At 67.9% G+C, this 14,392-nt stretch carries 11 protein-coding genes; 2 read left to right on the plus strand and 9 right to left on the minus strand.

What is annotated here, in order from left to right; genetic code table 11:
- Window positions 1–79: 79 nt before the first annotated feature.
- From G6O54_RS11350 to G6O54_RS11360, 3 genes are read right to left on the minus strand one after another with little or no spacing between them, the layout of a single operon-like run.
- Window positions 80–679 carry a hypothetical protein gene (locus tag G6O54_RS11350; protein ID WP_165224911.1) on the minus strand — a complete coding sequence of 200 codons (600 nt, stop codon included), beginning with the start codon at window positions 677–679 and terminating at the stop codon, window positions 80–82.
- Window positions 676–1,608 (minus strand): DUF58 domain-containing protein, encoded by a 933-nt coding sequence (locus tag G6O54_RS11355; RefSeq protein ID WP_165224914.1) that lies wholly within the window; start codon window positions 1,606–1,608, stop codon window positions 676–678. Before G6O54_RS11355 ends, G6O54_RS11350 begins: the two co-directional genes overlap by 4 nt.
- 11 nt (window positions 1,609–1,619) lie before the next feature.
- Window positions 1,620–3,830 carry an alpha-amylase/4-alpha-glucanotransferase domain-containing protein gene (locus G6O54_RS11360; RefSeq protein ID WP_165224917.1) on the minus strand — a complete coding sequence of 737 codons (2,211 nt, stop codon included), beginning with the start codon at window positions 3,828–3,830 and terminating at the stop codon, window positions 1,620–1,622.
- Between the two features lie 295 nt (window positions 3,831–4,125).
- On the opposite strand from G6O54_RS11360, the gene G6O54_RS11365 reads away from it, so the two are divergent.
- Window positions 4,126–4,533, plus strand: coding sequence for a hypothetical protein (locus tag G6O54_RS11365; RefSeq protein ID WP_165224920.1), 408 nt, complete (start codon window positions 4,126–4,128; stop codon window positions 4,531–4,533).
- A gap of 34 nt (window positions 4,534–4,567) precedes the next feature.
- Here the strand turns inward: G6O54_RS11365 and G6O54_RS11370 are convergent, their stop codons facing one another.
- From G6O54_RS11370 to G6O54_RS11380, 3 genes are all read right to left on the minus strand, one after another.
- Window positions 4,568–5,290 (minus strand): hypothetical protein, encoded by a 723-nt coding sequence (locus tag G6O54_RS11370; protein ID WP_165224923.1) that lies wholly within the window; start codon window positions 5,288–5,290, stop codon window positions 4,568–4,570.
- 130 nt (window positions 5,291–5,420) lie between these two features.
- Complete coding sequence (locus G6O54_RS11375; protein ID WP_165224926.1) at window positions 5,421–7,091, minus strand: tetratricopeptide repeat protein; 1,671 nt, start codon at window positions 7,089–7,091, stop codon at window positions 5,421–5,423.
- Window positions 7,088–8,074 (minus strand): YybH family protein, encoded by a 987-nt coding sequence (locus G6O54_RS11380; RefSeq protein WP_165224941.1) that lies wholly within the window; start codon window positions 8,072–8,074, stop codon window positions 7,088–7,090. The genes G6O54_RS11375 and G6O54_RS11380 overlap by 4 nt, the downstream gene beginning before the upstream one ends.
- Window positions 8,075–8,253: 179 nt before the next feature.
- Here G6O54_RS11380 and G6O54_RS11385 point away from each other — a divergent pair, with 179 nt between their 5' ends.
- Entirely contained in the window at window positions 8,254–9,168 is a 915-nt protein-coding gene (locus G6O54_RS11385; RefSeq protein ID WP_165224944.1) for a LysR family transcriptional regulator, read from the plus strand.
- A gap of 22 nt (window positions 9,169–9,190) precedes the next feature.
- Here the strand turns inward: G6O54_RS11385 and G6O54_RS11390 are convergent, their stop codons facing one another.
- From G6O54_RS11390 to G6O54_RS11400, 3 genes are read right to left on the minus strand one after another with little or no spacing between them, the layout of a single operon-like run.
- Window positions 9,191–10,942, minus strand: a complete 1,752-nt coding sequence (locus G6O54_RS11390) for an RNA polymerase sigma factor (RefSeq protein WP_250846835.1) — start codon at window positions 10,940–10,942, stop codon at window positions 9,191–9,193.
- Window positions 10,943–10,973: 31 nt separating this feature from the next.
- On the minus strand, window positions 10,974–12,047 hold the full coding sequence (locus G6O54_RS11395; RefSeq protein ID WP_165224948.1) for a galactose-1-phosphate uridylyltransferase: 1,074 nt from the start codon (window positions 12,045–12,047) through the stop codon (window positions 10,974–10,976).
- A 50-nt stretch (window positions 12,048–12,097) separates the two neighbouring features.
- On the minus strand, window positions 12,098–14,287 hold the full coding sequence (locus G6O54_RS11400) for a glycoside hydrolase family 57 protein (protein ID WP_165224951.1): 2,190 nt from the start codon (window positions 14,285–14,287) through the stop codon (window positions 12,098–12,100).
- Window positions 14,288–14,392: the final 105 nt, after the last annotated feature.

Below are 14,392 nucleotides of genomic sequence, written 5' to 3' on the forward strand. Positions count from 1 at the left end.
CGTCCGCCCAGGAGGGTCAACGCCTACCCAGGGATGGCGCAACAAAACGGCGATCGTTCCTGGACCTCGATGAGCACGGTCAAGACCAACTTTCCAACATCCCAGCCTCGCCCTCCCGGGGGGATTGGGTACGCGAGTCCTTCGGGAGGGCGAGGCTCAGGCCGAGCCCCGGGCGGGCCGCCGGATCGTCCGCAAGGCTCTTCGGCAGGGCAGACCATGTGGCCAGGTTCGATTCCAGAGTTGCGTCGTCGTCGGGCAAGCGCGACGGAGCGAACTTGCATCGATCGGCCGCTTGCAGCAGGAGGGCCAGGCTTTCCATCCGCTCGGTTCCCAGGGCTTCGCGCAGCCGATCATCCTGGCCGATCTCCTCCGTCGTCCGTGCCCGGAACTGGGGGCCGAAGCGGGCCGCGAGGGTCTCGCGGACGCGATGGGCGAGGACCGCGACCTGCCCGGCAGGAGACTCGTCGAACGCGGCGGCGGCCTCGATGCCCAGACCGCTCCTTGTTCCCCGGGTGCGACGGCGGAAGACCCAGGTCCCGACGAAGGCGACGGCGAGCAACACGACCGCGAAGGCGGTCAGCTCGGGCAGGCCGATGGCGGGCTCGATCAGGAGCTCCGGCCCGAGGTTAGGACGCGGCGGGACCAGGGCCTTCGCGGGGGGCGATTCGTCCGGGTTCACGACGGGCCTCGCCGCGCCGAGCGCCGGGAGAACAGCTCGATGAGGCCGCGGATCGGGTCGACCTCGGTGGAGAGCGTGAAGCCGTCGACCCCGGCGCTACCGCACCAGCGGGGGAACGATTGTTTTCGCTCCGCGGCCGCTCGGGAATAGACGGCCCGCTGCCGCTTCGACGACGAATCGACGAGCAATCGCTGGCCGGTTTCCGCGTCCTCCAGCGAGAGGAGCCCGGCGGCGGGGAGCTCCTCCTCGAGCGGGTGGACGATCCGGATCGCGATCGTATCGTGGCGGCGGGCCGCGCGTCGCCACAGATTGATCGGCTCTTCGGACTGGAAGTCGCCCAGGACGACGATCAGGGCCCGCCTCGCCGTCCGCCGGACGCGGGAGAGCCCGACCGCGAGCTGGGTCTTCGCGGAGGACGTCGGCGTGGCGACGAGCGCCCGGACGATCTGCGAGAGGTGGCGGATCCCGCCGTTGGGAAGGAGCTCGATCTCGATCCGGTCGCTGACCATCGCCAGGCCCACGCGATCGCCGTTGTAGATCGCCGCCGTGGCCAGGAGCGCCGCGGCCTGCGCCCCGCGGTCGGCCTTGGTCCGTCCCTCGGGGCCGAATCGCATGCTGGCGGAGACGTCCAGCACGAGCCAGACCGTCAGCGACCGCTCCTCGACGAACCGCCGGACGAACGGCCGACCCTGACGGGCGGTGACGTTCCAGTCCAGATGCCGCACGTCGTCGCCCGGCTCGTAGGCGCGGAGCTCCGCGAAGGTCAGCCCGATGCCGGGCCTCGCGCCATGGTAGGCGCCGGCAAGCTGCGCCACGGCCTCCGGCCGCACTCGGTAGCGCAACCGCCGGGCGCGGCGGACGATCTGGGCGGCGTCCACCGCCGGTTTGGCGGCCTCGTTCGGCTTCTTTCGTCGGAAGGGCCAGATCATGGAGGACGAGTCTACACGCCGGCCAGGGTCGAGTCACGCACGGGGAGGTCCTTGGCCGCGGGGGCCGGGCGGCAGGTCCCGACATTCATCCGGATGAGGACCTCCCATCGACCCTCGTCGTCGGCGGTGACGTGCCAGTGGGGGATCACGGCCGAGGATTGATAGACCCCCTCGAAGCCCGCCTCGCTCTGACTCACGGTCTCCACCGCATGGCACCAGAGGCCGCCCGGCCGCGACCAGCTCAGGCCGACCGAAAGGTCGAGCCACTCGTCGGAGAGCGAGATCCCCTCGGCGTGCGCCAGGTCGAGCCGGGCGTCGAGCATCCCGAGCCGTGCACCGCGGAGGTCCGCGAAATAGCGGTCGTCGGCATGGCCGGCCATCGCGGCCAGGTTCAACTCGACGGCAAAATGCAGGCAGGCATCCCGGGGGATCTCGGAGAGCTCGTACCGAACATCGAGGATCGGAGACCCGGCGCTCATCTCGACCGTCTTGCGGATCCGGACGTCGCGGCCCTCGGCGTGGCCCGGACGCTCCATGATCAGGACCACTCGCTTGCCGTCCCGCTGGACCCTGGACAGGTATGTTCCCGTCGCGAAGTCCCCGCGCTCCACGTCGCGGCAGGCGACCAGCTCGTCGAGCGTGACATCCACGGGATAGAAGTGATCCACGAGTGCCTTGCGCGGGTACGTGTCGTACATGAGCAGGCGGTCAAGCCCTTCCTGCTTCAGGACGACCCGGTCGTGGATGCTCGCGGGGGATTCGCCGTGGGCCTCGCCGTCGCGGGCGGTCGTCCCGCGGTGGATCGCCTCCAGGATGGCGTGGTGGTACGCCTCGGGCCGCCGCTCGAGCGTGGCCAGCACGTTCACGCCGGCACGCCGGGCGTCGAGCTCGTAGAGGTGGCCCCCGAGCGCGGGGCGGACCATCGCCACCAGGCTCTCATTCTCCAGCTTCACCTCTTGGCGGGCGTCGAGGTTGAAATCGGCGACCTCCAGCGAGACCCGCGGGCCGTCCGCCCCGGCGGCCTCATCCAGGGCGTTGTGGGCGGCGATCAGGGACCGGTAGATGGCGTTCCTGAGGTGCGGGAGATAGAGCCCGCCGAAGGCGCCGTGCCAGTAGGGGCAGTTGCACTGGCCGCGGTAGAGCTCGCGGCGGGCGACGTCCAGGTAGTCCGGATCGGCGGAGCCGGCCGCCTCGAGCTCACGAAGGCGGCGGGAGATGCCGAGCATCCGCGCGTACATCTCGTCGCTCTCCGGGTATCTCGACTTGAAGTTCCGCCAGTAGCCCCCCGCGCGGAAGAAGGGACGGGCCACGCCCTCGATCGGCCCCGCCTCGAGCTGCTTGCTCGCCTTCAGGTAGTCCTCGTGCATGGCCGGGGGCAGGACCCACTCGGTCATCTCGCGATACGAGCCGTCCGGGATGTAGACCTTCCCCAGCGGGATCGTGGAGTCCACCGCGCGGCCGAAGGTGGTGGCCTCCAGCCAGTCGCGATTCCCCAGGATCATGTCGCAGAAGCGATTCAGCCAGCCGTTGCGGTAGACGTGGTCATACGTGTTCGGCCAGCAGCCGAACTTCTCGCCGTCGTCCGCGAAGACCACCGTGGAGCCCGGCCGCCGCTCGCCAAGGCGGCGGAGGAATTCATAGGTGGCGTGCGGCTCCTGGAACGGGATCGTGTAGCGGAGCGTCTCCGAGCCGGGGAAGACCTTGAGGAGCCGGCCCTCGTCCTCGGTGAGGTAATAGCCGAAGAGGTCGTCGCCGGAGATGCCCGCCCGCTGGAAGTGGAAATCGTCCAGGATCGTGTACTCGATGCCTGCCTCGGAGATGGCCGAGACGAGGTGTTGCTCCCAGACTCGCTCCGGCACCCACATGCCCCGGATCCGGGTCGGGAAGATCTCCTCGAGATACGCCGAGTAGTCGCGGATCTGCCCCACGCGGTCACGGTGGGGGATCATCGTCATGATCGGCTCGTAGAAGCCGCCGCCGAGGATCTCCACCCGGCCGGCCTCGACGAGCGCGCGGATCCGGGAGATGTACTCGGGCCGCCGGTCCACCAGCCATTCCATGAGCGGCCCGGAGGTGTGGAGCGCGAAGGGGATCTCGGGATAGCCTTCCAGCACCTCCAGGAAGGGGAGGTAGCTCTCCTTGTAGGCGGCCTCGAACACCCCGTCGAAGTTCCCCACCGGCTGGTGGTTGTGCAGGGTGAGGATCAGTCGGACCGTGGACATAAGCTGCCTCGCGTGGTGCCTCTGGCCGGGCCGCGGGTGCGGGTGGCGAGGAACGAAACGGGCGTGATCCCCCGGCATGGCCGCCATCGCCGGACGAGCTGACCGGTTCGCCGGGATCCGCATCCGTCCCATTCTGTCGGATTGCGGGCGTCGGCGCAAGGCCGCTTTGACGCCGGACGCGGGATGAGGTTCGACCGGAGGGGCTGGGTAAAAACACCCGATCGGGCAATTGATTGGGGATGAGTCCCGGCTGACAATGACCGTCGGCCGCCTCATGGTTACGGAGATCCCCGCGATGCGACGCTGGAAGCCGCGATTGACGGTCGGGATGAGCCTGATCTTGGTGGCGGTCGTCGGAATCGGTGTGGGACTATCCGTGATCGCGGCCCGACGTCGTGAGGCGTTCCGACAAAGGGCGAGGCAGCACGCCGAGGAGATCTTTGGGATCGAGGACGAGATCGCCCCTGATCCGGACTGGGAAGACGAATGGCTCCTGAACGATACCGATCGTAAGCCAGTCCGGCGGAAGTTCCACCCCCCGGGATGGGCCCCGGCCGCGCCCGACGATTCCCCCGAGATCAAGAGCTGGCGCGCGAGCCAGAAGCGTCGACTCGATTACCACGAGGAGCTGAGGAAGAAGTACGAACGCGCGGCCCTCTACCCTCTACTCCCGGTGTCGGCCGATCCACCCGCCCAGGGATAGGTCGGACGGTCGGGTGGCGTCGATCGCGACAGGATCAGCCCGAACCCTTCCCTCCCGGCGGCTCGACCTCGCCGGCCACCTGGATCCCGACGAGCCGGGCGATGACCACGGCCAGGTAGATCTGGCCAATCATCGCCTCGAGGGAGGCGATGTTGCGGGCGAACTCGGTGGCCGGCGCGACGGCGGAGAAGCCGGAGCCGGAGAGGATCCCGAAGCTCATGACGAACAGGTGGAGGAATTCCGCCGCTCGCGACCTGGCGTCCGTCCACGTGAAGATGGTGCCGTCGGGCGAGGCGAACGATCCGGGCAGGGCGATCTCGAGGACGCTGAAGGCGAAGGCCGCGATCATGCCGATCAGCAGGTAGACGCAAAGCGCCGCGCCCAGGGTTTCTTCCGTCACCGATCGGCTCCGGAAGACGACGCCCAGGATCGTGATCACGACGTAGATCAGCGTCACCAGCCAGACGAGACTCTGGAGGAACACCAGCCACTTCAAATCGAAGTAGAGGGCGAGGCGGCCGACCAGGAAGTCGGCCACGGCCAGGACCAGCCCGAGCACGATCGCCGATCGCTCGGGGCGAGCCGCGTAGAGGCTCGCCACGAGGACCGCCCCGGTGGAAATCGAGAGGATGGCGAGATTACCCAGTCCGCCGACGATCGCCGGCGTCACCAGGAACAGGACGACGATCGCGAGGAAGAGGATCCCGAATTTACCGATGGTGGCGTGCAGCCGACGGAACAAGTCCAGGAACCGCATCAAGGACTCCGCAGGACGGGGCGGCGAACGATCGAAGACCTCGTGGCGCCCACGTCCCGGGGCCATTCGACAGTTCGCCGCTCAATGCAACTCATGGCCGAGGTCGCCTCGCCGAAGACGGGGGCGCCGATCACTTCGCGAAGCTCAGGCCCGGGTCGCTCGGCCCGTCGCCCGCGATCCGGAAGGTCATGTGCGACGGGTCGGTCCAGCTCACTCGGCCGACGAGCGCCGGGCCCTTGTCCTGGGTCAGGGTCAGGATTCCCGAACCGAAGGTGGACTGGCCGGAGAAGGCCCGTGTCTGTCCTCCCTTCGCCACGTTCCAGGTGAACGGGCCGCCATCCTTGACGTCGAGGGAGATCGTCGTGTCCGGAACGGGCTGGGCCGTCCACGTCCCGACGATCGTCGCGCCGGCCGGCGGAGCCTCCGGCGGGGTTGCGGACGGGGCGGCCGTCGAGTTCGCCGGCGCCGGAGTCGGCGACAACAGGGCCACGAGCTTCGCGGACAGGGCATCGTCGGGCTTGAGCTTGACCACCTGGCGGAGCATGTTCACGGCCGCGTCGGTGAACCCCTGGGTCAAGTAATGATAGGCGAGGACGAAGCGGTCCGAGGCCGAGCCCGGGGCGGCCTTGCAGGCGGCCTCCAGGGCGCGAAGCTGGGTGGTGTAGACGTCCACGTTGGGATAGAGCCCGACCATCGTGGCCCAGTCCCATCCGGGGCCGACCGAGAGCACCGCGTAGAGGGACGCGGCCGCCTCGTCGTAGCGGCCCAGGGCAAACAGACAGACGGCCCGGAACTCGTGGAGGGCCGTGTCCGATGGCGTCAGCGCCAGGGCCGCGTCGGTCTGCTGGAGTGCCCCGGCATAGTCCCCCTGGCGGAAGGTCTGGCGGGCCGTGTCGAAGGTGGAAACCGACTGGCTGGTGACGTCCTGGGCCGCGGGCGGGCTGGTCGTATCGATCGGCTGCGAATAGTCGTAGCCTCCGCCCCCTGCGCCGGCTGCATAGTATGGATCGGAATAGGGCATGTAGCCCATGCCATATAGGGATGACCCGAAGCCCCAGCCCGGCAGGCCCCAGCCCATGCCCGTGCCCAGGCCCCAGGCCCCCCAGTAGGGATCGCGCCAGCCCCAGGCCGCCGCGCCATGGCCGTTCCAGTAGCCGTTGACCCAGCCTGAGTGGTAGCCGCCGTACGCGTTGTAGCCATACGGCCGGTAGCCGTTGTAACCGGCCGCCGCGGAACGTGAGCCCTCGACAGCGGTCCCACGCGGTCCCGATACCGCCGCCATGTTCGATCGACCCACGGCGGCATTCCCGCCCGGACCCTCGACGCCACCGGCCCGGCCCGCGTCCGTGAACGTCCGCCCCCCCGGCGTGGTCACTCGCACGGCCCCGGCTCCGCGGGCGGCCTCTCCGCCGGCCGGCCCCTCCGCGGCCCGGCCCGCCCCGGCGTACTGGACGCTCCCGCCTCTGGAACCGGTATAATCGCCGGCCCGGTAGCCGCCGGCCTGGCTGACGCCGGAGTACGGGTTGTAGCCGCGGTATCCGCCGCCGGACCGCTCACCGGAGCCGCCGTAGCCCATCGAGCCGCCGCGGTATCCGCCGCCCATGCCGCCCATGCCGCCATAGCTGGGGTGGTAGCCGCCGGCCATCCCCCCATAGCCTCCCATGCCTCCGCGGTACCCGCCGCCCATGCCGCCGCCGAAGCCCCGGCCGCCGCCGCCGAAGCCGCGACCGTGGGCAGATCCGCCGGCGAGGGCCGCACCCAGCGCGATCGTCCCGAGAATCGTCAATCGTCCGCGGTTCATCGGTCACCTCTCTCGCTGGTGGGGGTCGTCGTTGCCGGCTGGCCGCCGAGGCTCGGGGCAGGGGCGACACGCGTTAACACGGAGCTGATCTCGCCCGCTATGGACTGGCCCGAGACCACCCGGTCCAGGAGCGTCCATTTCACCATGTCGGGTCGAACGCGCGTCAGGATCCGGGTCGAGGAAGCCGTGGCCCCTTCGGGCCTGACGCCCCTCTCCTTGACGATCCATTTCTCGCCATCCCGGCTCCAAGTGGCCTCTCCGAATCCCCCTTCGGAATCGAACTCCCAGGAGCGAAACTCGTTGCCGACCGGATCCCAAGCCACCCGCTGGGTCGCGGTGAGCATGACCTTCCCCTCGCGCCGGACCGTCAGGTCGCGGAGCAAGAAGTTGCCGTCGTCGGACATCCGGCAGGTCAGCTTCGTCTGCGAGTCCGGCGCGTTGTCGACCCATTCGCCGACCATCCATTCCAGCTCCTTGAGCCGCTCGCGAGGCGGCACGTGTGTATCGGCCTCCTCGCGGACGTTGGCCATCAGCCAGCGGTCCCCCTGCTTGACGAAGAGGACCGTGTAGAACCGAGAGATCGGCGACCCATTCGTCGGAGTGACGATCGTCCGGCCCTCCTCCTTCGCCACGGTCGGCGAGAGGAACTGGATCGAGGCGACCTCGATTTTGAGCTTCACACCCTTCTCATTCGCGAAGGTCTCCGCGTAGCTCCGCTCGATCAGGTCGCGGCCTTGATAGCGGGCGCCGTCGGCCTCTATCGCCTCGGCGTCGGCCGTGTGAAGGGCGGCGACGGCCTTCGCATCACCCCTGTTGAACTCGCGGACGAACGCCTCATCGACCGCGCGAATGGCGGCCTCCTCATTGGCCGGCGGATTGTCGCCACCGGCGGCCCCGGGCGGGCTCCAGGCGAGGGCGGCGAATGCCGCCGCGAGCGGCACGAGCCGGATTGGTGACCGACGGCCGGAATGATCGTCTCTCATGTTGGGGACTCGCCGAGGATCGGAGTCGAGTTCGCATCGTCGCGACCGGTTGCGACCAGGTGCTGTTGGGTGAATCGATGCGCTTGCGGCGTTCCGTTATACTCAATCGTTGCGGGAATGCCAGGAACGCGATTGCGGAGTCGTGAGAGTTATCGAAGCGATGATTCGGGGGAATCGGCGTGGAGACGAGGCAGCTTCGTCACGTGCTGGCGCTGATCGAGTTCAGGAACTTCCACAAGGCCGCGGAGTCGCTCCGGGTGACGCAGCCGGCGCTGACGAAGAGCATCCAGGCCATCGAGCGCGAGCTGGGTGTTCGCCTTTTCGACCGTCATGGCAAGACGGTGGTCCCCACCGTCTTCGGCGAGCTGGCGGCGACGGCCGGGCGGCAGGTCGTGGCGGCCATCGACGGGCTGAACCGGGCCATCGAGGAGTCGAAGTGCCTGGACACGGGCAAGCTGTCGGTTGGCGCCGGCCCCTATGTCGCGGACGTCTGGTTCGGGCCGGTGATCGCCCGCCTCCTTCGCATGTACCCGGGCCTCCGGATCAACCTCCACGTCGAGTCGTGGGAGCGGCAGCCCGATGCCCTCCGCGCGGGCCTCATCGAGCTCTTCGTCGCGAGCATCGAGCACGTGCGCGAACGGTCCGAGTTCCGCGTGCTCGAGTTCCCTCCCGAGCCGGGCATCTGGGTCTGCCGGGCCGGCCATTGCCTGGCTTCCCGGGAGAAGCCGGGGCGGGCGGCGCTCTTGCCGCACCCCATCGTTGGGCCGCAGCTTCCGGAGACGATTCGGAGCTGGCTCGAGACGGGGACGAAGGACCTCCCGTCGGTTCTGGCCCGCAAGATCGACACGGCCTCGATGACGATGATCAAGGCGATGATCCGAGATGGGGATGCGGTCTCTCTCCTCCCGCCGGCCAGCGTCCGGGCCGAGCTCCGGTCCGGCGAGTTCGTGACGCTCGAATTCGACGCCCCGCCGCTCGTCTTCCGCGCCGGCGTTGTCTGGCTGGCCGACCGCAGCCTGTCCCCGGCCGCGACGGCCTTCGTCCGCGAGCTGCTGGCGGAGGTGGGGTTGGAGCCGGGGGCGTATTCGATATGAATGGCGGGATCGTCGCCCCGCGTCATTTTCGTCGCAGGGCGATGCCCGGGATATCCACCTGTTCGAACGATCGGGACTGGACGCAAAATTCCTTGATGCGTGCGGGAGGCAAACCGAACTCGACGGAAAGCTGGTGGAAGTCTCTGACGCCCGAGCCGGATCGGGTCTTGCCTTCGACTTGCTGACCGTTGAGATCGATCGCGATCACCCGGACAGACTTGTCCTGGATGTTATGGGTGACGGAAAGGACCGTCCCTTCCTGGGTCGCGATGGGGGCGCTGAAGATGTACGACACGCTGATTCCTCCAACGGCGCCCTGAGAAGGACCCCACGTCTGGCAGGTATTCCATGGACCCGCGGCGACCCTGAAATGGGCCGTCCCATGCGTCGCCTCCAAGGGTGTGAGCGTCACCATTTCAAGGAGATTCGGGAGGATCGTCTTGCCCTGGCGTGCCCGCAGATGGATGGTGCTTCCCGCCGGCTCAATCTTCCAGTCGGACTCGGATCCTTCGGGGATATTGGTCACTCGCGCGAGGAAGGCCACGGGCCTGCCTGAGTCGCCGACGATCTGATGATCGGCCGGACTGCAAAGGGGAGGCTGGGGAGTACCGTCCGGGCGCCACCAGGTATTGGGTTTGGTGGGATAATCGGAGACGCCGAGGATCTCAATTCTGGCCCCGCAGGGGAGCGTCCTCGTCCAGAGTGGATCAACGGGAATCGCATCTGCGGTCTTCGTCGCATCCGGGATAGCCGCAGCCTGAGGCGATGCTGGCTCGCTGGGTTTTTCTTCGCGTGTGACCTGCGACACGGCGTGTGCCGAGAGGCCGATTGCCAGGAAGGCGCCGGCGGCGATGACCCGGATCTTCTCCCACATCATCATCTTCAAGACTCCTTCGGAAAGGCCGGTGATCGCCGCCGGCAACGCACCGGAGGCGGGATTCGTGCCCGTCCAGACCGTGGCCCGAATGAGCTTCGGCGGGACGTCCGCGCGGGCGCTGGCGGCAAGTGATGAAGCGACTCCGCTCGCGGCCGGCGCGAGGCCCCGCTTCACGAGGTTCCCTCGCAACTTCGCGCGGCCCCTGGCCAGCCGACTCTTGACGGTCGCAACGGGCCAGGCAAGCCGGCTCGCGGCCTGCTCGTAGGTCAGGCCCTGGAGCTGGAAGAGTTCCAGCGGGCAGCGGTATTTTGCGGGGAGACGATCGAGCTCATCGCTGACCACGGCGCGGAGCTCGACGAGCTCCGCCGCCTCGGCCGGATCGTCGGATGACCCGGCCGCAGGTCGGTCGATGTCTGCTTCACGACGCACCCTCTCGGCTCGCGCCCGGCCCGCGACGCGATGGGCAACCCCGTAAAGCCAGCGGCCGAGCGAGTCGTCCACACGGATGGATCCGGCCTTGCGGACGAGCACCAGGAACGTGGCCTGGAACGCGTCTTCAGCCTCGTGCACGTCGCCCAGGATTCGGCGACAGACCCCCCAGACCATGGGCCCGTGACGATCCACGAGGGCCGCGAACGCCGACTCCGCTGAGATCGCGGCCTCCGCCGCGTGCTGACGGCAGATCACGTAGGTCGCGAGCAATTCGCCATCGGTCCTCGCCGTCGCGGTCCCCGCCGCAAAGAGCGCCCGCAGTTGTCTCAGCGCCGAACCAGGCTGGCCGTTTCGCATGATCGTCGGTCCCCGCATTTGGCAGTCATCAGGACTACTATGCGAGGAACGGCCGGCGCGGGCCCGTTTTATTTCCTGAAGGGAGTGTCGAGCGGAGCCTGGACGCACCCGATCGCCAAGACGCGACGACTTCTTCTCGTCAAGCCTTGCTCGCCTCGGCCGTCACTCTCCCCCCCGTACGATGGAACGCCGGATGCGCCGGCGCCGGCGTATCCACCTCAACCTCGCGGAGGAAGGCCGCGGCGTGTTCCGGGGGCACGGGGTTGATGTAGAAGCCCGAGCCCCACTCGAAGCCGGCGATCCGCGTCAGGCGCGGGATCACCTCGATGTGCCAGTGGTAATGAGGCAGCTCGGGTTGGTCGAACGGGGCCGTGTGGATGATGTAATTGTAGGACGGATTGTCGAGCGCCAGCTCGAGCTTGTTGAGGACCTGGTGGAGCACGTGGCCGAGGTCGTCGACCCCCGGCTTGGGGATGTTCTCGAAGTGGCTGGCGTGGGACTTCGGGACGATCCAGGTCTCGAACGGGAACCGGCTGGCGTAGGGGCAGAACGCGGTGAAGTGCGGAGAGTCCAGCACGATCCGCTTCTCGACGGCGATCTCCTGCTGGTTCATGTCGCAGTAGATGCAGCGGCCGCGATAGTTGAAGAACTCGAGCGCGCCGGTCATCTCTTCCCAGACCGAGATCGGCACGATCGGCGTGACGATTAGCTGGCTGTGGGTGTGCTCGAGGCTGGCGCCGCCGCCTTCGCGGACGTTCTTGAAGAGCATGCCGTAGACGAGTCGGTTGTCCTTCTTCAGGTCGACCAGGCGGTCGCGGTAGACCCAGAGGACCTCGCGGATGTTCTCCTCCGGCAACGTGGCCATGCTGACCTCGTGACGGGGGCTCTCGATGATGACCTCGTGGGCGCCGATGCCGGCCATCATGTCGTAGATGCCGTCCCCGCGCTTGTTCAGGTTCCCCTCGATCTTGAGCGCCGGGAAGCGATTGGGGACGACCCGAATCCGCCAGCCCGTCCCGTTGGGTCGCGAGCCGTGGTCCCGGTAGGCGAGGATCTCCGGCGGGGTCCTGTCCTCGTGCCCCTCGCAGAAGGGGCAGATCGCGGGGTCGGTGCCGGGGGAGGCGGCGGAGCGGAAGTCGTCGGGCCGCTTGGCCCGCTCGTCCGCGATGATGACCCACCGGCCGACGATCGGATCCTTCCTCAGCTCGGGCATCGGTCCCTCCCTGGCCCTGCCGGGCCGCGGCGAATCCTACTCGCGATCGATCAAACCTGCCAGAGGATCCGCTCGAAGTCCGGGCAGGGGGTTGTGATCTCGAAGATCCCCTCGCGCGGGGCCCGATCGAGGCTGGAATCCCCCCGCAAGAGCTCGACGTAGAACCGGACAGGGTCGCCGGGGCGTCGATCGAGGCGGCTGAACGGCACGGCCAGCTCGAGGATCTTGCCGGTGGCCACGCTCACGGTCGTCCCGTTGGCGATCGGCTTGCCCGCCTGGTTTACATAAGCTACCGGGCGAGACTCCGACGGCTGGAACACGATGATTTCCCGCTCGGCCGGGTCCACGAAGCCGATCCGCAGCCGGTCCACCTCCGCCAGCCGCTCCGCGGCCGGTGTGCCCTCGGTGTCGATCCGGACGAGGAAGCGCTCGGCGTCGAAGCCGAACCAGACGGCGTGCATCAGGCCCTTGGCGACGAGCGTCATGGTGCCGCGGTCGTTGCCGCAGAGATAGCGGACGCCGTCGATCCACTCGAAGTAGGTGGCCCGGCCGTCCACCTTCACGTTCAGGAAGCTCGTCGGCTGGTCGTTCATCGGCCGGTGGCCGCCGGACTCGGAGATCGGCGTGAACAGGGAGCCGGGCGGGTCGCAGCCCAGGAGCGCATAGACGTTCCGCAGGTGCTTGCGGAAGAGGTGGTCGAAGAGGCCGTCCTGGGGGCTCGAATGGTCGTCGCCGTACCACCAGAACCAGTCCGAGCCCTCGGCGATGTAGATCTCCTCCCAGGCCCTCGCCAGGGTCGCCGGCTCGTGACGTCCGCTCGCCTCCTCGGCCACGAGGAACTGGCGGGTGGCGTGGACGGCATCCCACCCCCGGTTGTCCTCGGGATGGCCGATCCAGATGGCGAAATTGTGGTTGATCCAGCTCCCCGCGAAGAGCCTTGGCACCGTGTCCTGGGGGGGATGTTCGCGGAGGAACTCGCCCGCCTTCACCGGCCGGATTCGAGAGTCCCTCGCCAGCCCCTGGTAGAGCGACCGGAGGAACGAAACGCCCCCGTCGGGGTAGTATTCCCAGCAGTTCTCGCCGTCGAGGATCACCGAGACCAGCGTCGCCGGGTTGTGGCGACAGGCATCGCCGATCGCGTGCAGCTTGCCGATGAAGTCGCCGGCCGCCGTCGGCCCCGGGCTCCGCTGGTAATGGAAGCCGACCTGGTCGGACATCGAATGGTCGCGGAAGACGATCCCGACCTCGTGGTCCCCCTCGCGGACCTTCCACGCCCGATAGAGCAGCTCCGGATGCCGGACGTATCCCCGACTGTCCCGACCGACCATGCCGCCCGTCGAGCAGCCCAGGATCTCCTCGTCGGTCGCGATCCACTCGATCCCGTGACGCGCGAGCAGGGGGACGATCGCCTGGCAGACCGAGCCCTCGCTCGGCCACATGCCCCGCGGCGGCGAGCCGAATCTCTCAATATGGCTCTCCACGGCGCGCCGGACGTGAATCTCGGCGTCCTCGGGATATCCCTCGCGGTAGGCCGGCAATGCGACGTCGGGCATCGCCTCCTTCGCCAGCTTCTTGTCCAGCAGGAGCGGCAGGATCGGGTGATAGTAGGGCGTGGTCGTCAGCTCGACCTGCCCGCGCTCGGCGAGCTTGCGGTGGAGCGGGATCACCTCGGCGAGGAGATCACGCTGGCGGTCGAGCAGCCATTGCTTCTCCTCCTCGCTGTAATTCCGGCCCTTGTCCCGGAACTCGGCGAGATCCGGGTTCTTCTCGAAGAGCAGGGGATGAAACCACGCCAGGTTCGACCAGACCTGGAGATCGCGCAGGTCTCTCGCGCGGAATCGACCTCGCGCCTGATCTGCCGGCCCGGCCCACGAAGCGCGAAGCATGTAGAGCTCGTGATACCGCGCATGAGGTCGAATCATCGAGTCCGCGAAGGCCATGAAGAAGTTGTCCAGGAGGTAGCAGACCTCCTCATGGTCCAGCCCCTCCGCCGGCCGTCGCGAGATCGTCAGGTGCCTGTCCGTGGCTCCGTTCACATAGGACTCGAGTTGCGTCAGCAGGCTGGGGACAAGGTTGATCGTGCAATGGAACTCGGGGACCTCGTCCAGGTGCATCGCCATGCCGAGGTAGTCCTTCGTGGCGTGAAGCCGGACCCAGGGCATCGGGTTTTCTCCCGCGACGTCGTCGGGATAGTAGGGCTGATGCTGATGCCACATCAGGTTCAGAAATACACCGGGCATGGGCTCACTCGATCTCGAGCAGGAAACGAGCAGTCCTCCGGCGAGAGGCACCGGGACCACACGGATTATGCTCGGAATGCGGGAGCGGCAACTTAAGGCGAAGTG

This window comes from Aquisphaera insulae (assembly GCF_011064615.1).
GTDB lineage: Bacteria > Planctomycetota > Planctomycetia > Isosphaerales > Isosphaeraceae > Aquisphaera > Aquisphaera insulae.